This is a genomic window from Pontiella agarivorans (genome assembly GCF_034531395.1).
Taxonomy (GTDB): Bacteria; Verrucomicrobiota; Kiritimatiellia; order Kiritimatiellales; family Pontiellaceae; genus Pontiella; species Pontiella agarivorans.
On sequence record NZ_JARVCO010000002.1, the window covers coordinates 211182 to 230484 of the forward strand.

Annotated in this window: 20 protein-coding genes; 10 read left to right on the top strand and 10 right to left on the bottom strand. The window is 52.5% G+C overall.

Annotated elements, in window-relative coordinates:
* The first annotated feature begins 13 nt into the window (after positions 1-13).
* From P9H32_RS00735 to P9H32_RS00765, 7 genes are all read left to right on the top strand, one after another.
* Entirely contained in the window at positions 14-373 is a 360-nt protein-coding gene (locus tag P9H32_RS00735) for an Hpt domain-containing protein (RefSeq protein WP_322606942.1), read from the top strand.
* Between the two features lie 20 nt (positions 374-393).
* Positions 394-2010: an ATP-binding SpoIIE family protein phosphatase gene (locus P9H32_RS00740; RefSeq protein ID WP_322606943.1), complete on the top strand. Its 1617-nt coding sequence runs from the start codon at positions 394-396 to the stop codon at positions 2008-2010.
* Positions 2010-2744, top strand: coding sequence for a sugar transferase (locus tag P9H32_RS00745; RefSeq protein ID WP_322606944.1), 735 nt, complete (start codon positions 2010-2012; stop codon positions 2742-2744). Before P9H32_RS00740 ends, P9H32_RS00745 begins: the two co-directional genes overlap by 1 nt.
* Positions 2745-2759: 15 nt before the next feature.
* A complete protein-coding gene (locus P9H32_RS00750; protein ID WP_322606945.1) occupies positions 2760-3101 on the top strand; it encodes an STAS domain-containing protein in 342 nt (113 codons plus the stop codon).
* An 11-nt stretch (positions 3102-3112) separates the two neighbouring features.
* Positions 3113-4531 carry an NDP-sugar synthase gene (locus P9H32_RS00755; RefSeq protein WP_322606946.1) on the top strand — a complete coding sequence of 473 codons (1419 nt, stop codon included), beginning with the start codon at positions 3113-3115 and terminating at the stop codon, positions 4529-4531.
* Positions 4528-6246, top strand: coding sequence for a single-stranded-DNA-specific exonuclease RecJ (recJ, locus tag P9H32_RS00760; protein ID WP_322606947.1), 1719 nt, complete (start codon positions 4528-4530; stop codon positions 6244-6246). Before P9H32_RS00755 ends, recJ begins: the two co-directional genes overlap by 4 nt.
* Before the next feature lie 142 nt (positions 6247-6388).
* On the top strand, positions 6389-8107 hold the full coding sequence (locus P9H32_RS00765; RefSeq protein WP_322606948.1) for a PTS sugar transporter subunit IIA: 1719 nt from the start codon (positions 6389-6391) through the stop codon (positions 8105-8107).
* Positions 8108-8314: 207 nt separating this feature from the next.
* On the opposite strand, the gene P9H32_RS00770 is transcribed toward P9H32_RS00765, so the two are convergent.
* The 5 genes from P9H32_RS00770 to P9H32_RS00790 form a co-directional block, all read right to left on the bottom strand.
* Complete coding sequence (locus P9H32_RS00770) at positions 8315-8689, bottom strand: hypothetical protein (RefSeq protein WP_322606949.1); 375 nt, start codon at positions 8687-8689, stop codon at positions 8315-8317.
* A 1-nt stretch (position 8690) separates the two neighbouring features.
* A complete protein-coding gene (gene rseP, locus P9H32_RS00775) occupies positions 8691-10121 on the bottom strand; it encodes an RIP metalloprotease RseP (RefSeq protein WP_322606950.1) in 1431 nt (476 codons plus the stop codon).
* A gap of 35 nt (positions 10122-10156) precedes the next feature.
* On the bottom strand, positions 10157-11032 hold the full coding sequence (locus P9H32_RS00780; RefSeq protein ID WP_322606951.1) for a phosphatidate cytidylyltransferase: 876 nt from the start codon (positions 11030-11032) through the stop codon (positions 10157-10159).
* A gap of 12 nt (positions 11033-11044) precedes the next feature.
* A complete protein-coding gene (gene uppS / locus P9H32_RS00785; protein WP_322606952.1) occupies positions 11045-11776 on the bottom strand; it encodes an undecaprenyl pyrophosphate synthase in 732 nt (243 codons plus the stop codon).
* 76 nt (positions 11777-11852) lie between these two features.
* Positions 11853-13130 (bottom strand): adenylosuccinate synthase, encoded by a 1278-nt coding sequence (locus tag P9H32_RS00790; RefSeq protein ID WP_322606953.1) that lies wholly within the window; start codon positions 13128-13130, stop codon positions 11853-11855.
* A gap of 279 nt (positions 13131-13409) precedes the next feature.
* Here P9H32_RS00790 and P9H32_RS00795 point away from each other — a divergent pair, with 279 nt between their 5' ends.
* Positions 13410-13655, top strand: a complete 246-nt coding sequence (locus P9H32_RS00795; RefSeq protein WP_322606954.1) for a hypothetical protein — start codon at positions 13410-13412, stop codon at positions 13653-13655.
* A 73-nt stretch (positions 13656-13728) separates the two neighbouring features.
* On the opposite strand, the gene ribF is transcribed toward P9H32_RS00795, so the two are convergent.
* The 5 genes from ribF to P9H32_RS00820 all read right to left on the bottom strand — a co-directional run bounded on the left by ribF (position 13729) and on the right by P9H32_RS00820 (position 17066).
* On the bottom strand, positions 13729-14655 hold the full coding sequence (ribF, locus tag P9H32_RS00800) for a riboflavin biosynthesis protein RibF (protein ID WP_322606955.1): 927 nt from the start codon (positions 14653-14655) through the stop codon (positions 13729-13731).
* Entirely contained in the window at positions 14652-15380 is a 729-nt protein-coding gene (gene truB, locus P9H32_RS00805) for a tRNA pseudouridine(55) synthase TruB (RefSeq protein ID WP_322606956.1), read from the bottom strand. Before truB ends, ribF begins: the two co-directional genes overlap by 4 nt.
* On the bottom strand, positions 15367-15762 hold the full coding sequence (gene rbfA / locus P9H32_RS00810; RefSeq protein WP_322606957.1) for a 30S ribosome-binding factor RbfA: 396 nt from the start codon (positions 15760-15762) through the stop codon (positions 15367-15369). Before rbfA ends, truB begins: the two co-directional genes overlap by 14 nt.
* Positions 15763-15858: 96 nt before the next feature.
* Positions 15859-16344: a 3D domain-containing protein gene (locus tag P9H32_RS00815; RefSeq protein WP_322606958.1), complete on the bottom strand. Its 486-nt coding sequence runs from the start codon at positions 16342-16344 to the stop codon at positions 15859-15861.
* Positions 16341-17066, bottom strand: coding sequence for a biotin--[acetyl-CoA-carboxylase] ligase (locus P9H32_RS00820; RefSeq protein WP_322606959.1), 726 nt, complete (start codon positions 17064-17066; stop codon positions 16341-16343). Before P9H32_RS00820 ends, P9H32_RS00815 begins: the two co-directional genes overlap by 4 nt.
* Positions 17067-17199: 133 nt before the next feature.
* Here P9H32_RS00820 and P9H32_RS00825 point away from each other — a divergent pair, with 133 nt between their 5' ends.
* Entirely contained in the window at positions 17200-17430 is a 231-nt protein-coding gene (locus P9H32_RS00825; protein ID WP_322606960.1) for an OadG family protein, read from the top strand.
* A gap of 35 nt (positions 17431-17465) precedes the next feature.
* Positions 17466-19277 (top strand): biotin/lipoyl-containing protein, encoded by a 1812-nt coding sequence (locus P9H32_RS00830; protein WP_322606961.1) that lies wholly within the window; start codon positions 17466-17468, stop codon positions 19275-19277.
* Positions 19278-19303: the final 26 nt, after the last annotated feature.

The following is a 19303-nucleotide window of genomic DNA, read 5'->3' on the forward strand; positions in this document are numbered from 1 at the left end:
AGCGGAGAAAAACATGGCGCAGATACAGGGAAATACAACCTGGGTAAAAGAATTGATTCCTGAGCTCGAAGCACGAAAAAGCCAGTTTGTTGTCGATACCGATGAAGTGGATGATGAGCTGATTGAGGTTTTTGTGGATGAGCTTCACCGTTTGTCTGGAGAGTTGCAGGAAGGGCTCGATCAAAAAAATACCGAGATGGTCCGCATGGCTGCTCATTCTATTAAAGGCATGGGGGGGACGATCGGTCTTCCCGAAATTTCCGTGCTGGGCCTCGAAATTGAAAACTGTGCAAAAGAAGACCGGCTTTCAGATGCCCGGCGGTTGGTCTCGGCGCTCGCAGACTGGATGAAAAATCTGGTTAATGCCGAATGATTTCCGTATCCAAGGATAATATGCAGGATCTCCCTACCTCCAGGCTGGCTCAACAGTTGTCGGGCCGTGTGCTTGTGGTGGACGATGAATTGCCAAACCGGCTCTATCTTCGAAAACTGTTGGAAGCCAGAGGGTGTGAGGTTTCTGATGCTGTTGACGGCCTGACTGCGTGTGACATTGCGGTCCGTCAGGCCCCGGACCTTATTCTGGTCGATGTAATTATGCCGGGGATGAATGGTTTTGAGCTTTGTGATTTGCTGCGCAAGGAGCCGCGTACATCGCATATACCGGTGATCATGGTGACGGCGAAATCGAAAATTGAAGACATCGAAACCGGTTTTGAACTCGGTGCGATGGATTACATTCGTAAACCGTTTAATCCCCGTGAGTTGGTGTTGCGGGTCGGCAATGCGCTGGCGTTGAAAAAAAGTAATGATGAAATCACCATCTGGAATAAACGTGTTTCGCGTGATCTTTCATTGGCCGGGGCCATTCAGCGGTCGCTCTTTTCCGATATTCCTCATTTTTCACATCGTTTTGAAGTCCGCATTGCCTATGAACCCTGCATGGACGTGGGGGGCGATGCATTTGATATCATTTCACTGCCGAATGGAAAGCATGCGGTCTATGTGGCTGATGTGTCCGGTCATGGGGTTGCGCCGGCGATGATTTCATCGTTGTTGAAAGCGACGGCCAGCGAAATGATTCATCGGTATGCTGACCGGGGTCCGGCAGCAGTCTGCAATGCGCTGAATATGATGTTCCGTCGGCGGATTGATAATCCCTCCTATTTTGCAACCTTGTTTATGGCCATTCATGATGCGGAAACGCTGGAGTGGCGGTGTATGAACTGCGGTCATCCTAACCCGGTGCTGATCCGCGACGGCGAATACGTCAGCCTCGGCCGTGAAGGTGAGGGCGGAGGTGCTCCCGTAGGGTTTCCATTTGGTCCGGAACGTCCGTATACGGAAGAGGATGAGGTTGTTATTCAGGATGAGGGGAATTCTTTTCTCCTTCTTTACACCGATGGTCTCATGGAAGCGCGCCATCGCGAAAGTGGAGAAGAATGCGGCGATTTCATGAAGAAAACCTATCAGAAGGTGGTCTCTCAGCCGGAGCATCCCAATAAGGCGGTGCGACTGCTGCGCGAGCTGGAGGGGTTTGATTTTGATATTGCGGCCGACGATTGCACGGCCATATCGATTCACATGCTTGATCCCCGGCGCATTGTGCTTGAACAAACTGTTCCGAGGAATATTTATCTGGTTTCCGAAGTTGCCCGCCAATCCGAAGCCGCCGTGACCGCGGTCGGGATCTCAGCGAACACCGCGGCCATGCTGCGGCTGCTGGTGATGGAGCTGGGAGCGAACCTCGTGGACCACAGCGGGTTGGGGGAGGAGGATTCTTTCTGGCTGCAGATTCGCGTCGATGGAAAAACCTGTCAGCTCGTATTGCGCGACGAAGGCGCGGAATGGGATCTGGAGGAAGCACTGAATCGGGAGCTCGATGATTCCTACATGGGCGAGCGGGGGCGCGGACTGGCCATAACCAACACCATTACCGACCGGATTGAACGGTATCGCATTCAGACGCAGAATCTGACCTATTGCACCATTGTGGACGAGGAACGGGATTAATGGAGCGTCCCGTATACAGAGCCCGTCGGGAGCTGTTTGACCGGATGGATATTCCGATCACCAAAGCCGATGCACATATTCTCAAGTTTAAACAGCGTTCACGTCTGCTGGTCTGGGAGGGGATGCTGCGCAGTCTGTTGGTGGTAAAACGGGCGGTGGATATTCTGGGAAGTATTGTGGCAATTCTTGTTCTGATGCCCGTGTTTTTTCTGGTGTCGCTCTGTATCCTGGTGGAGGACGGTTTTCCGGTGATCTACATGCAGAAACGTGTAGGATTAAACGGCCGCGAATTCCGGTTCTATAAATTCCGAACCATGGTTCGGAACGCTGATGAACTGCGCCAAGAACTTGAAAATCAGAATGAATCGGGCAATAGCGTTACATTCAAAATGAAGAACGATCCGCGCATTCTGAAGGGCGGTCGCTTTCTCCGCCGTTCGAGCTTGGATGAAATTCCGCAGTTTTTCAATGTGCTCATCGGGGACCTTTCATTGGTCGGCCCCCGGCCGCCGTTACCGGAGGAAGTGCGCAAATACACACTGGCGGAACGCAAGCGTTTGCACGTAAAGCCAGGGCTGACGTGCCTTTGGCAGATCGGCGGCCGAGCGGATGTTCCGTTTAACGAACAGGTCGGCCTGGATATGCAGTATATCCAGAGCCAGAGCTTATTTAAAGATGTCATAATCATGTTGAAAACCATCCCCGCTGTATTATTCGGTCGAGGGGCATATTAGGGAGGTACTTGCGTTATGTTGGTGAATTGCGAGAAGCAGGATGGAATTGGGGTTATACAGGTCAGTAAAGCGCTTACGGCGGCAACGGTGGATGCTTTCCGCGATCAGTTTAATCACTGGTCCATGGCGGAGACGGAAGTGAAGAATTATGTGATTGATCTGGCGGAAGTGGATTTTATGGATTCCGCCGGACTGGGTACGCTGATTGCGGTGCTGAAGCGGATCACGGAGCAGGGAGGCGATATGAAGATTGCCAATCTGCAGAAGAAACCACGGATGGTCTTTGAGATTACACGGGCATACAAGGTGTTTGAGATCTATGAATCCGTGGAAGATGCCATTAAAGGTTTTGAATAGAGTGCTGGTCGATGATTGCCGTAATCAACACCTCTATTCCCTGCGCATGGGCAGGGGATATCAGCGAAAAGCCGTGGGTGCTGCTGCCCATTGCGAACCGGCCGCTGATTGATTACTGGCTGGAGGCCTGCACCGAACAGCACATCAGATCGGTCCATATTGTACTGCACGACGGCGCGGAAGAGGTGGAGCAGTATGTGGGGTCCGGCACCCGGTGGAATGTCAGCGTGGAATATGTTTTTGCGCGCAGCACCGAGACCCCTGTGGATTATCTGCGCTCGATTTCCAGCTATTGGAAAAAGGGACTGCTCTATTTTGGTGGACCTTTCTTTATGCGTCGGCGCCAGGCATTCCGTCCGGAGCGCTTCCGAGAACTTACGGCCTGTCGCAACGATTTCGGAAATCTGCCGTATTTTCTCTATGGTCAAAACGGGGATGATGTGAGCCGGTTGCTGGATGGCTTTGAGGCACCCGGCCGCGGGCTTGAGGCAATACATGTTCATCCCTTCGTCATTGGAACTGTCGGCGATTATTTTGACATCAATATGAAAATGGTTTCGGGTGAATTCACGCGCTACGTTACAGCGGGGTTTGCAACGGCGGATCAATCTTCTGTCGGGTTCAATGTCCGGACGCCGCCATCGAGTTACCTGCGGGCACCGATTATTGTGGGGGACGATTGCCGATTCGGGGCCATGACGACGGTTGGACCCAATGCACTTGTGGCCAATCATGTTATCGTGGATGCCTTCAGTGAGCTGTCCAACTGCCTTGTTCTGGAGGATACATATATTGGTCGGAATCTCGAAATCCGAAACAAAATTGTGGCGGGAAACCGGGTGATTGATCCCGCGGATGGTGCTTTTATTCAGATTGATGATTCGTGGCTGGTTGCCCGGAACCGGCCTGAACTGATGACCGAAGATGTGGTGCGGTTGACGGTGTTGTGGTGTGTGGCATTGGTGCTGGCTGCATTGCAGTTCATTCCGTTTCTGGTGCTGTACCCCTTTATTAAATTATCTGGAGTTGCCGCATTCCGCCGGGAGCTTTTTCATGATCCGCACACGGGATATATCTCGTTGCTGATTTTTGGGAAAATAGCGAACCGCAAATCATTGCTATATCGTATTTTCCGAGCGTTGTCGCTCGACCGTTTTCCGCTCATAATACTGGTGCTTCGCGGCCGCATGTTTCTGTGCGGACAGCCGCCGCTGCGTCATCCCAAGGATGATGCTGTCGTGAAGCAGCTCAAGCGTTACTACCCCGGCGTGTTCTGCTACCGCGATTACAACCACGATTCCGATCTGCTCACCGATGCCCTATGGTATGCGCACATTCGTTCGCTCTATGAGGATCTGAAGATTCTGGTCAAAGCGTTCGTCAGCCGGTTTCTCACGGCCGGCCGTCAAATTCCGGCGGATTCCGAGTGAGCTTCTCTTTCAGACATTGGAAAATTCGGCCGGTTGATGAGGAAACGGTCCGGAAACTCAGTCTGCAGTCGGAACTTCCGTTGCCGTTGGCCCGTGTGCTTGCATTACGTGGTTTCCACACGCCGGAGATGGTTGAGAGGTTTCTGCATCCGAAACTTTCCGGATTGTCTGATCCCTTTTTACTGCCCGATATGGAGAAAGCGGTTTCCAGACTTTGGAAGGCCTTTCAGGGCGGAGAGATCATTACGGTTTTCGGAGACTATGATGTCGACGGAGTCACATCAGCGGCCTTGCTTACCCGCATTTTTGTGGCGCTGGGCGCAAATGTTAAGCCGTTTATTCCGGACCGGCTCGATGAAGGCTATGGACTGTCTGTCCAGGCTCTGGAGCGCTGCATTTCCGAGCATGGATCATCTGTGGTGGTATCGGTCGATTGCGGAGTCAATTCGGTGGACAGTGTCCGGATGGCTCAGACTAGGGGAGTGGATGTGATCGTGACCGATCATCATGAACCCGGTGAGGAGACAGCTCCGGCGTTTGCGCTCATTAATCCAAAATTGGGAACAGTTAAGTCGTTGGAAATGCTCTCGGGCGTTGGTGTGGCTTTTAAACTGGCGCATGCGCTGGTGAAACGCGGCCGCGAACTCGGCGATGCGGCGGCCGCTGTACTCGAGCTGCGTGAATATCTCGATATTGTTTCGTTGGGAACCGTTGCGGATATTGTTCCGCTTCGGGAGGAAAACCGGATTTTGGTCCGCCACGGCCTGACCCAGTTGGCTCGGACGCGATGGCCGGGGTTGGAGGCTCTGAAAAATGTTGCGGGAGTGAAAGGGGAACTCGAAACCTATCATCTTGGATTTCAGCTCGGGCCGCGTATCAACGCTTCGGGACGGATCGGCCAGCCGATGGAGGCGCTTTCTTTGCTGATTACTCCGGATTCGGCACAGGCACAGCGGATTGCCCGGGTTCTTGATGAAACCAATGCGGAGCGTCGGAAAATTGAACGGGAAATGGCTGATGCGGCTTTTGAAGAAATCGACACGTATTTTGATCCTGAAAAACATTTCGGTCTGGTGGTGGCCCGTGAGGGATGGCATCCGGGCGTTGTCGGAATTGTGGCTTCGCGGGTGTCCCGGCATTATAACCGCCCGGCCATTATCATGGGGATCGAAGAGGAAGGGCATGCACGTGGATCGTGCCGAAGTATTGCGGAGTATAACATGCTCGATGGCCTGCAGGCCTGTGCGGATCTGCTCAGTAAATTCGGCGGGCATAAAATGGCGGCCGGGCTGGAAGTGAAACCCGGGAAGCTGGATGATTTCAAAGAACAGTTTAACCGTGCGGTTTTCCAATCGCTGGAAAACGTGGATCTGACTCCGGTTCAGCCTATTGATGCTGTTCTGGAACCGCGGGATGTTAATCAGGAATTTTACTGCGAAATGAAAAAGCTCCGGCCGTTCGGGCAGGATAATCCTGAACCGGTCTGGGCGATGGAAAAAATGTCGGTTTCAGGTTCGCCGCGTGTAGTCGGAGAAAATCATCTGAAACTTTCGCTCGTTTCAAAGGGGTGTAAATTTGATGCAATCGCTTTCAATTTTCCACTCGAAGACCTGCCGCCCGGAAGAGTGGATGTTGCTTTCGTACTCAAGGAAAACTGCTGGATGGGGAATACTACGCTGCAACTGCAGGTGCTGGATATCCGACCAACGAACTAAGCGGCAGTGGTGCGGTTGAGCCGCAACCGCCGTTGCGGAAGAAGTTGCTGTTTAGATCATATATTGATTGCTTGTCTGTCGGGGTGGGGTCTGCCAAAATTGAACGCAATACGCAGAGCGTGCAGTTTACGAAGGGACCAGCGTGGAAGCATTACAGCAGATTTTTGATTCGATTTTACATAATTCGGGACACCTGAGTCCTTTTCTTGTCGTCGGGATATTGATTCTTGCCGGTTTTACGGGCGATTTTTTCGGAAAATTTCTGAAACTGCCGCATGTGACCGGAAATATTCTCGGTGGAATTATTATTGGTCCCACCTGCATGGGGCTGATCGGAACCCATGAACAGCTCGATGACCTGCAACCGATCGCGACGTTTGCCATGAGTCTGGTGGCTGTGAGTATCGGTGGTCACCTGTCGTATCGCCGGATTCATAATTCACTGCGACGCATCATTTCAATTTCGGTGTTTGAGGTGACGTTTTCGGTCATCACTGTGATCTGTGCGGGTAAAATATTCGGAATGGACTGGCCGACCACGCTGCTGCTCGGAGGGATTGCCGCTTCCACAGCACCGGCCACCACGATTGCGCTTATCCGTGAGTCGCGTGCCAAAGGGCCGTTTGTGAAGACGCTTATTTCGGCTGTGGCGCTGAACAATATACTCTGTATCTTGATTTTTGTAATGATGCGCACATTTGTCTCCGCGTATTTCGAGAGCGGGGAAACCATCGGAAAAATCGATGATGCACTGATTTTGTCGGGCTATCATCTTCTGGGTGCTGTGGTGCTGGGCCTGGGGATGGGGTGGATGACTAAATTTCTGGTTTCAAAACCTAAATTTCATGATTTTACCACGATCCTGCTGGCGATCATGCTACTGGATGGATTGGCAGCCTACCTGACCCTCAGTCCGCTGCTGGTCTGTCTGTTTTTCGGAGTCTATTTGGGGAATAGTTCAGAAGTGGCGGAAAAGCAGCTGGGTACGCTCACCCCGTTGGAGCCGACGCTGTACGTCATATTTTTTACGCTGGCCGGGGTCTCCCTGCATCTCGATGCGCTGCTGGCGGTAGGGCTGGTGGCCATGGTTTATATCGGATCGCGGATGCTGGGAAAAACGCTGGGGGCGGCTATCGGCGGAATGGTCGGGAAATGTTCAAAACGGATGTGGACGAATATGTCGTATGCGCTTTATCCGCAGTCCGGCATTGCTATCGGTCTGGTGGTTTTGCTGAGTGATGATGGCTTTGTTCCTGAAGATATCAAACAGGCGGTTGGAGCGATTGTTCTGGCCGGGGTGACGGTGGCTGAAATCATCGGGCCTTTTGCCACGAAAGCGGCGCTGGCCCGTTCGGGAGAAGCAAACCGGGATCGGCAGCGGCTGGTTGAATTTCTGGCCGAGGAATTTATTATGATCAATTTGAGGGCGCTCGATAAGTGGGATGCCATCCGTCAGATGGTCGCTTTTCTGATGAAAACGCACCGGGTTGAGCATATGAGTCAGGACGAGCTGTATCAGTCCGTCGTTGCACGTGAAAAGGAAATGTCCACCGCCATGGGGAAGGGCATCGCTATTCCGCATGGGCATATTGAAAAAGGGCCGGCCATTCAGGGGGTCATGGCCATTTGCCGGGAAGGACTGGAGTTTGATGCTCCCGACGACGGACCGGTGAAGCTGATTATGCTGATCATTACCCCGAAGGATAAAAAGGACATGCACCTGAAAGTGCTCTCCAGTCTTTCCTCTATGATTTCTGACGATGCCATCCGCGACCGGTTAATCTCCGCCATGAGTCCTGAAGATGCCATGGAAGTCATCGAATCCAAAGAAGCCCGCGATTATAATTATTTCCTGGAATAATCGAATTTCGGTCTGCGGTATTATTTCGCAGCGAGCAGGATTTAAAAAAGAGAGGCGGTGTAAGGAAAAGAGGAGGGAAACCTTACACCGCCCAAGTGTGCGCCAAGGCACATACTTATAATCAAGAACGGAGCATCCGGGTTATTATGGACAGCGTTTGCATTTTTTTTCCAGAGGCTGGAATTGGTATGGCTCGACAGGACTGCTCTATTCCGAAAATGTCTGATGCCAGATTGAACTTCCACCAATCACAAAGTTAAGGCGTGCAGAGTTTTCTGACCATTGTATGACCGGGTGGTGTGCATCTGCCGGAACATTGGTATATGCCGGAATATAATGCAGGGTATCCCAGTGTTTTTGGCCGGGTTCGCGGATGTAGATTTTATACGAAGGCTGATGGTCGAAATAAAACTCCGTTTTCAGACGCGCCGTTCTGGAGCCGTTTGGTGACGTCACAATCAGGGTATCTTCGCTGGGCGGGGTAAGAATTTTGTACGCAATAAAGACGATAAAAAGTGAGAAAACGACTTTGCCCAGGTTTCTTGGATCGAAAAAAGGGCGCCTTTTATAGGTGCGCTTCATATTACTTCGCTACTGGCTCTGTCGTCTTCGGTATTTGCGGCGTGGGTTCAGCAACCTGCTCGGTTTTCTGCTCATCACCTTTGAAGAAGCGGCTGATATTCCAGATCCGGTCCGAGTCGCGCCAGGTGAGGATCACCATGGCGGACAGCAGCAGGATGGCGAAAACATTGACCAGCGAAGCCACCAGTTTGGGGTGTACTTTGCGTTTGGTGATGCCTTCCCATAGGGCAAAGCAGATGTGGCCGCCGTCGAGTACCGGAAGCGGCAGGAGGTTAAGCACCGCCAGGTTGATGTTGATGAAACGGATCAGCCCTAGTGTGGTCAGGAGTCCGATCTGCAGGGAAACAAAGATCATCTGGAAAATGGATACCGGCCCGCCGAGTCCGCTGGCCGCCTGTTTGGATTCACTGGGCGTTACCAATGCTTTGAGCAGACGGAAAATGGAGGAGGAATCGCTGTAGATCTGTTTGAAGGGATTTCCGGTCAGGGTCCAGGGCAGACCCAGTGAGCCGCCGAACTGAATGCCGATCATGACCATGTCGTTTTCTTCGCTGTATTCCGGAACGACCGGAATGGTGAGTTTCTCGCCGGCGCGGTCAACATGCATCACAATTTCCGTATCCGGATTTTCCTGAATCAATTCACGGAAATGATTCATTCCGGTAATGACTGTGGCGTTCACTCGATAAATCAGGTCGTTGGCCTGAAGCCCCGCTTTTGCAGCCGGCATATCGGAAACCACAGAAAAAATCTGGCAGGGCTCGGCCTGCTTTACACCGTCGATCAACTGTTCGGGATTTTCTTCCGGGTGGTTGACAGCAAGTTGAAGGGTTCGTTCGCCATCGGTTTCATTATAAACCTCAAAATCAACATCACCGTCGTTTCCGCTGCCGAGCAGACTTTCCACCTGAGTGTCATACCAGCTTTTTACCGTTGTACCGTTCACCGCGCGGACTTCGTCACCAGGGCGCAGGCCCGCAGCGTAAGCAGGACTGTTTTCGGCTACTTCTGCAATGAATACGCCGTTCTCTTCGCGAATTTCCTGCTGGGGCAGCAGCATGACGCCGGTGCCGAGGATCAGGGCAAAAACAATATTGCAGGCCGGTCCGGCAACAGCTACCGCAATTTTGGCCCACGGGGAAACATCGGGCAGTTCTTCGCGCGGGGTTTCGTCGTTATCGCCCTGTACCTTTTCCATACCGGCAGGGTCGAGCTGCGGCAGTGAGACATAGCCGCCGATGGGCAGGGCTCCGATTTTATAGACGATGCCGTCGACCTCTTTTTTCCAGACGGCCGGACCCATGCCGATAGAGAACGCCTCCACTTTCAGACCGCATTTTTTAGCAACGATGAAGTGGCCCCATTCGTGGACAAAAACAGTGATTCCGAACAGGAAGATCATCATGAAGATAATGAAAATGATACCGAGCATTGGAGGGTTCCTTTGTTAAACTGAAAAAGTGAAGATTAAGACAGTGCGAATTTCATGAAGATGTAGAGCAGGGGAGAGGCAAACAGAATACTGTCGATCATGTCCAGGATACCGCCCAGACCATAGACCATGGTGTTGGAATCCTTTACGCCCACGGCCCGTTTAAACATCGATTCCACCAGATCGCCGGCCGTCCCGACAATGGGAATCAGGATGCTGAGAATCAGCGCATGGCCCAGATTGAAACTGAATGCGCCGAGTTTTCCGCCAGAGAGAACCAGCCACAGAATGTTGATGATGAGGCAGAAAACAATACCACCGATCAGGCCCTCCCAGCTTTTGTTCGGGGAAATGACAGGAGACAGTTTATGTTTTCCGAATTTTGTGCCGAAAAAATAACCTCCGGAATCCGACAGTTTCATGCAGGCCAGCAGATAAAGTCCGGCCCAGGCCGGTTCGGAGGGGGCGCCACTGAGAAAGACGCGGATGAAAAAACTCCAGAGAAACGGCACATACATGAAGCCGAGCAGGGTGCCCAGAGCATTGTCGAGGCCCTCGCGCATATCCGGGTAGGCCAGTATGCGGAAAAAGATGGAAACCACCGCCAGCAGAATAGTGGACCAGAGCAGGGTGTCGTGCGGCAGATTACTGCCGGTCAGCGTCGGCAAAACCGGGAATTTGTTCATATACTGCCAGGTAGCGGCCACAAACAGGACCCCGCAGGTGGTGCCCCATTTTTTAGACGCTTTCAGGCCGCCGGCTTCAAGCATGTTGTAGAATTCCCAGGTTGCGACACCGCAGACAGCGGAGAGGACAATCAGACAGACAAAATGACTGGAGGGAACCACACTCATCAGGAAGACGAGAACGGAAGCGATTGATACCCCTATGATGATCCGTTTTTTATCCATACAAAACTCCGGTCACAGTTTCTTGACTCCACCATACCTGCGATCCCGTCCGTTGAAAGCTTCCAGTGCTTGGAAAAACTGTTCTTCCCGGAAATCGGGCCAGTAGGTTTCAGTAATATAAAATTCGGAATAGGAGAGCTGCCAAAGCAGGAAATTGCTCAGCCGCAGTTCGCCGCTGGTCCGGATCATCAGTTCCGGATCGGGAACGTCCGGGAGGTATAGATGATTCGTTATGCTCTCTTCGTTAATCTCCTTGGGCTTCATTGTGCCCGCCTGGACTTTTTCAGCAATTTTCCTGGCGGCCATGGTGATTTCATTTCGTGAACCATAGCTCAGCGCAATGACCAGTGTATGGTCGGTATAATGCGCTGTGGCATCCATGGTTTTCTGTACCCGCATGCGGACCGGAAAGGGGAGGCGTTCAAACTGCCCCATCACACGCAGGCGAATTTTATTATCGTGAAGCTCCTGCTCATATTCATTCAGTGAATGGATCAGCAGTTTCATCAGTCCGTCCACTTCAGCCGGCGGTCGCTTCCAGTTCTCGGTGCTGAAGGCATAAACGGTAATGAATTCAACCCCCGCCTGTGCCGCCGCACGCAATACGGCGCGGACGGATTGGGCACCTTCCTTATGACCTTCGATCCGCGGCAGCCCGCGTTCCTGCGCCCAGCGTCCGTTGCCATCCATAATGAGGGCGACGTGGCGGGGAATTTTTTCCAGGGATTTTAAGTCGAAGTCCATAAGGAATTTGAAGGGTTAAGGTTCAGGTTTTAAGCGGCCTTATTTTTTAATTCAGCCACTTAAAACCTAAAACGGATCAGCGATTCAGAACCAGCGTGCTCGAACGCTTGGGACCAACGGAGAGAATGCTGACGTTTACGCCGGTGATCTTTTCGAGGTATTCGACGTATTTTCTGCACTGCTCAGGAAGTTCGTCCCAGCTGGTGCATTCGGTGGTCGGGGTATTCCATCCTTTAAATTCTTCATAGATCGGTTTGCAGCGTGCCAGCTTGCTGATGGAGGCGGGTACGGTGTCGATGCGTTCGCCGTCGCATTCGTAGGCTACGCAGATCTTGATGGTTTCAACAGCATCGAGAACGTCGAGTTTCATCAGAGCCCATTCGTTGATTCCGCCGACCATGGCCGAATATTTGGCAACGACCGCATCAAACCAGCCGCAGCGGCGCGGGCGGCCGGTGGTGGCGCCGAATTCATCGCCGACTTTGGCGAGATGCATGCCCATATCGTCGAACAGTTCGGTTGGGAAAGGGCCCTCGCCGACACGGGTGGTGTAGGCTTTGACGATGCCGATGCAGCGATCAATGGCCCCCGGAGCAATGCCGGAACCGGCCGGGGCGCCGCCGGCACCGGTACTTGACGAGGTGACAAAGGGGTACGTGCCGAAATCGACATCGAGCATTACGCCCTGCGCTCCTTCGAAAAGAATTTCGTCGTCGTTTTTAACCGCTTCGTTAAGCATCGGAATGGTGTCGCGGATAAACGGTTTCAGATAATCGGCCGCTTCTGAAATGTCTTTAACGACTTCGTCGATATCCAGCGGTTCGCCGCCTAGGGATTCAATAATAGTATTTTTGTCGGCCGTTAATGTACGGACGCGATCGAGGAAATCGGCTTCGAGAATGTCGCCGATACGCAGGCCGATACGGTCGGCTTTATCCATGTAGCAGGGGCCGATGCCGCGCTTGGTGGTGCCGATCTTTTTGCCTTTTTCAAGATTGCCTTCTTTGGTGCCGTCAAGAGCCTTGTGATAGGGCAGTACAATGTGAGCGCGGTCGGAAATAAAGAGGCGGTTTTCAAGTTTGATGCCGCGCTCGACGAGCTCGGAAAGTTCGCTCTGCAGGCCGACGATGTCGACGACGAGGCCATTGCCGATGACGCATTTGCAGTGTTCGCGGAGAATCCCGGAAGGGGTGAGGTGGAGAACGTATTTTTCATCGCCGATTTTTACGGTGTGGCCGGCGTTGTTGCCGCCTTGGTAGCGGACCACCCAGTCAACGTCAGCGGTCAGAACGTCAATAATTTTGCCTTTGCCTTCATCGCCCCACTGGGAGCCGATCAATACTGTCTTGGACATTTTGCAACTATCTCCATTAGTAATTATCCGGTTATCGGAAGATCCGCATCATTCCGCCTTTTTTCTGATAACCACTAAAAAAGCCCGCTTTCACAAGGGGGCTCATGAAGCGGGGAACTTAGGGAAATGGGGGATTCAGGTCAAGTTTTGAGGGGGGTGAATGCATGCCGGATTCGGGGTGGACATGGGCATAAGCATGCGTAATACTTACCGAGATTTTAGTCGTACTGTGGGTTGCAGTGCAAAAAAAATAAAATCCCTAACGAAATAGGAGAGATTATGTTTCTTGAAGTTTATGCCGTAAAACGCAGTGAGTATACCGAGGCCACCGGCGTCTCCCAGGTTCCGGAAAATAAACGCCTTATTGAAATGACCGGTGCGCGAGTGCGTCATTCGAGTCTTTTCCCGGACCGTGCGGAAATTATTCTGCCCAGCAAGTCGACCTTTCTGGCCGCGGAAAGTTATGAGGAAATTCTTCAGCGTATTGCCGAATCCACCGATGGTATCGCGCGTGTAGAAGGCTGATTTTTTCCAGTCTTCGGAAACGGGCCGATCCATTGGGTCGGCCTTTTTTTTGTTTAATCGGTGGCGATAGCGATCAGGCGAGGACTGTGCGTATGGCGGTGATGTCAGCTTCGATCTGTTTTTTCAAGGCATCGGCGTTTTCGAATACTTCGTCGCCACGGATGTATTCAATATAGCTGACTTCGACATGCTGGCCGTAGAGGTCGAGTCCTTCTTTATCAATTAGATGCACTTCCAGCACCTGCGGCTCATTTTCATGAAAGGTTCTTCGATGCCCGATATAGGCCGCGGCGTTATACAGGTTTTGTCCGACGCGCAGTCGGGCTGCATAAATGCCGCGCGGCGGAAGCATCTCATTTTCCGGATCAATGTTGGCAGTTGGAAAACCCAGTTGCCGTCCGAGTTTTTCACCGTGCTCCACTTTTCCAATGGTTGAAACCGGTCGGCCGAGCATGGCCGTGGCATCGGCCAGATGGCCGAGGCGGATGGCTTCGCGGATGCGGGTGCTGGAGACCCGTTCTCCGTTCCATTGTACCTCGGCCAGTGTGGAAAACCATATGTCGCGTTCTGTACAGAGTTTGGTCAGCAGTGTTGCATTGCCGGCGCGATTGCGGCCGAAGGTCCAGTCCTCGCCGACCGAAATTCCAGAGAGGTGAGGAATGGCGGTGCAGAGATTCTCAAAGAAATCGACCGGTTCCTGTTTCATAAAATCTACGGTGAACGGTTGGAGGATGCAGCCGTCGACACCGAGTTTCTGCAGGTAGAGGCTCTGCTGGCCGGTTGTAAAAATAAGCGGCGGCGCTCGATCGGGCATCAGGATTTTGGCGGGGTGCGGGTCAAACGTGAAAACCCAGGTTTCGCCGCCGATGGCCCGGGCATGTTCGCGTGCTTTTTCCACTACGGCACTGTGGCCGATGTGTATGCCGTCGAAACTGCCTGCCGCCAGCACCACCGGGGTATCTTTTTCGTGAAACTCTTCCAGTGCATGGATTATTTTCATTTGATCAAATCTTCCAGAAGGATCATTTTTTCGCAGAGGGTCTCGCGGTCGCACGCGAGAATTTCGTCCATCGTATAGGCTTTGTCAACCGAGAGCGGTCCGGAGGCGGTCCGGCGCAGTGCATCGAGGCTCCCGCCGACGCCGAGTGTTTGGCCGATGTCGAAGGCAAGCGTGCGTACATAGGTTCCCTTTGTACTTTTTACGCGGAATTTCACCAGCGGATTTTCGAAGGAAAGAACGTCGAATTCAAAGACCTCGATTTTGCGCGGCTCCCGTTCGATTTCCTGCCCTTTACGCGCCATTTTATACAGCGGGACGCCATCCTTTTTGATGGCTGAAACCATCGGGGGAATCTGCTCAATCGGGCCCATGAATTTTTCAGCAATCACCTTTTCAACCATTTCGCGGGTGATGTGCGAAGCATCTTTTTCATCCAGGATTTCACCGTCGGCATCCTGGGTATTGGTGGTCACACCAAGGTGCAGAGTGCCTTCGTATACCTTGTCGCCGTTCATGATGCGGTCCGACAGTTTGGTGCCTTTCCCGATCAGCAGTACCAGCAGGCCGGTGGCGAGAGGATCGAGCGTTCCGCCGTGGCCGCATTTGCTCAGTTTGAAATAGTTGCGGATTTTTGCCACCACGTCGTGCGAGGTCCAGTCGGTCGGTTTATCAACCAACAGGATGCCGTCGTAGGGGTCCGGAGCGCGGCGCCTACGATTTCTCATCGTTCTTTTCGCTGTCTTTAAACGCGTCCGGATTTTCGCGTTCCATTTCGTCGAGCATAGCAAGAATATGGTCTCCGCCTTCCAGCGATTCATCCAGAATAAAGTGAAGGCGGGGAGTATATTTGAGTTTAACGCGTTTCACCATCATCCGGATGATTTCCTGCCGGTGACGGTTAAGATAGGCGATCATGCCTTCGCGTTCATCTTCGTGCTCGAAAATGGAGACATAAACATTGGCATCGCGCAGGTCCGGTGCACATTCAACCCGTGTGACCGTTACCGCGGAGGCTTCGAAATCTGACCCCGCATAATTACGGTAGAGATCTTCCGCAATTTCGCGTTTCAGCAATTCATTTACTCTGACTAAGCGTGGTGTTCCCATAATTTCCTCGAAAAACGCGCTACTATAGGGCCCTTTCGGTGAAATGCAATGCAGGTATTTTTCAATTTTCGGCGGAGCGGCGCTTCGGTTCTGTTTCTACCCTCGCGGTTTCCAGACTTTGACGTCTTTCCATACCCGGCCCCAGTGCAGTGCTTTTTTATGCGAGGGGAAGTGGAGATCGATGTGCTGGCCTTTGATGGCCCCGCCGATGTCTTCAACGCGGCCCCAGCCGTAGTCCGGAATATACATAATTGTGCCGAAGGGATAGTAGCGGGTGTCGGCGGCAATGGTGCCCCAGCCGGCTTCGGTGCCGGCGGCGGTGATGCCGACTGCTTTCGGCTGGCCTTTATTCGGGCCGTAGGCGACAACCGGCTGAAATTTCCAGTTGCGTTTCCATCCGCAGCATTTGCCGCAGTTGCAATAACCGGTGGTTTCCATATGAATCACCTCCGGTTTCTGGCTGCGCGGGATTCGGTAGCGTTTTCTGTTGGTTGCGCAACCGGATAGCAGAACAATACATATTGAAATGAAGAGGTACTGCACTGCGGCGCTGCACGCACTCCTATGCTTTGAAATCATCATGAAACATCTCCCGACCAGATGGTTTCCAATCCCTGGGAAGTTTGCAACAGTAATTCGCCGTGATTGCCGAAGCCGGCGAGTGTGCCTTCTTTGTAGAATGCTCCGTCATGTACTTTAAGCGGTTTGCCGATGGGGCCCGCTTTTTCGGTCCAGCTGTTCCGAAGGCTGGAAAATCCTCCGGCATTCCACTGTTCGATCCAGTGCTTTAAAAAGGGAATCAGTTCCTCCAGAGTCCGGGACAGGTTGCCGGCGCGCCCGGATTCGATCAGCATGGAGGTGGCGGGACGGTCAATGGCAGCGGCCTCCTCGGAACTCATGTTCACATTCAGTCCGATTCCCACAATAATTCCGCGTGAGGCTGGCACATCGACGCGTTCGGAGAGAATGCCGCAGATTTTTCGGGTTCCCACGAGTACGTCGTTGGGCCATTTGGGTGCGGCAGCAATATTCCGGCCGTTGAGATAGTCGGCGATGCCCAATGCGGCGGCCATGGTTGAAGAGGCGACTTCAATGAGCGGGCAGTCGGTTTCGACAAACAGTGAAAAGCAGAGGTTGGTGTCGGGCCCGGAGGTCCAGCGACGCTGGGATCTGCCTCTACCTGCTGTCTGATCGCGGGTTGCAAAAACGGTCCCATTTTCCGGGGGAGAATTCTGATAAAAACACTCCTTCATATAGGCATTTGTGGAGGGCAGCCGATCGAACCACTCAATACGATAACTCATTTTTATTAATCCTTTATTTAGATTGGGTTCTATTAATTGGAATTGCTAGCGTTTATCTGTTTTTCACTAGGCATATAAATGGGAAATCCGTATACATGGGGCTCATTTTATCAAAATCAAGGAGATGATAAAGATGGAACTACTGATGCAGGGGGTCACCCTGATGGTTATCGGTATGGCAACAGTGTTTGTCTTCCTCGTTCTGTTGATCGCCGTGATGGCTGCATCAGCAGGATTCTTCAAAAAATTCGCCCATCTCTTCCCGGAAGAAGTGGTCGAAACCAGGTCATCTGCAGCGGCAACTGCAGATCCTTCAGAGGAAGTCGCAGCCATTATCGCAGCCATTCGGGCCAAACGGGGTTAATGGGTATTTAATTTTAAGTAATCAGGAGAAATATTGTGGCAAAAAAAACAATTCATATCATGAACACCGCGTTCCGCGACGGCTTCCAGTCCGTCTACGGCGCCCGCGTTTTTACCAAAGACTTCATGCCGGCCGTCAAGGTCTGCTGTGAAGCCGGACAGACTCACTTCGAAGCCGGCGGAGGCGCGCGTTTCCAGGCGCCCTTCTTCTACTGTAATGAATCGGCCTTCGATATGATGGACACCTTCCGCGAAACCGTCGGCCCGGATGCCGATCTGCAGACGCTGGCCCGCGGTATTAATGTGGTTTCTCTGGATTCCCAGTCGCGCGATATCATCGACCTGCATGCGAAGATGTTCAAAAAGCATGGTATGACCACGATCCGCAACTTCGACGCCCTGAACGACGTCAACAACCTGATCGACTCCGGAAAATCCATCATGAAGCACGGCCTCAATCATGAAGTGGTGGTCACGATGATGGAACTGCCGCCCGGCTGCTCCGGCGCGCACGATGTTGCATTTTACATTAAAACGCTGAAGGATATTCTCGCCGCTGAAATTCCGTTCACCAGCGTCTGCTTTAAGGATGCTTCCGGAACGTCGGCACCGAAAAAAGTCTACGACACCATTCTGGAAGCCCGTAAAATTCTGCCGGGCGACACTAAAATCTCTTTCCACTCCCACGAAACCGCCGGTGTGGCCACCATGGGCTACGTGGCAGCGATTAAAGCCGGTGCTGATCAGGTCGACTGCTCGCTGGCTCCGGCCTCCGGCGGTACCTGCCAGCCGGATGTGGCGACCCTCTGGCACGCATTGCGCGGCGAAGATTACGAGCTCGATGTGGACATCGATAAAATGATGGAAGCTTCCAACGTCTTTAAAGAATGTATGGAAGATTACATTATTCCGCCTGAAGCGCTCGCCGTTGAACCGCTGATTCCCTGGTCTCCGATGCCGGGTGGTGCTCTGACGGCCAACACGCAGATGATGCGCGATAATAATCTGATGGATAAATATGAAGACTGCATTAAGGCGATGGGCGAAGTGGTCCGCCGCGGCGGTTTTGCAACGTCTGTGACTCCGGTTTCGCAGTTCTATTTCCAGCAGGCATTCAATAATGTGATGTTCGGTCCTTGGGAAAAATTTGCGGAAGGCTACGGAAAAATGATCCTCGGCTATTTCGGAAAAACCCCGTGCGAGCCGGATCCGGAACTGGTGAAACTTGCTTCCGAAAAAATGGGCCTTGAGCCGACCACCGAAAATCCGGTGGATCTTAATGACGCCGATCCGAACAAAGGGATTGATGCCGCCAAAAAAATGCTCGACGAAGCCGGTATTTCCGATCATTCCGAAGAGAATATTTTCATTGCTTCCTGCTGTGAACAGAAGGGGATCGACTTCCTGCTCGGAAAATCCGTGGTGAACGGCGTGCGTAAAAAATCGCTTATGCCGAAAGAGAAAACTGCGGAACCCGGCGGTGACGGCGGTTACACCGTTTCCGTCAACGGCAAAAAGTTCGCGGTCGAAGTTAAAGGCGATGCAGCGATTGTTAACGGAAAATCGTATGACATCGCTATTCAGGATGGAGTGGAAACTTCCGGCACGGGTACGGTTGCTCATGAAACGGCCGATTCCACCGAAGTTCCTGCTCCGATGAATGCCAAGGTGATCAAGGTGCTTGTAAATGTCGGTGACTCAGTGAATGAAGGCGATGTTCTTTTCATTGTCGAAGCCATGAAGATGGAAGTTGAAGTGAAAGCTTCTGTTTCAGGAACCGTTTCCTCGGTCGCCGCCGAAGCCGGCGCGCAGGTCACGTCCGGCGAAGCTCTGGCATCCATTAACTAAGGCGCACAGCGAAGGGAATAATCCAA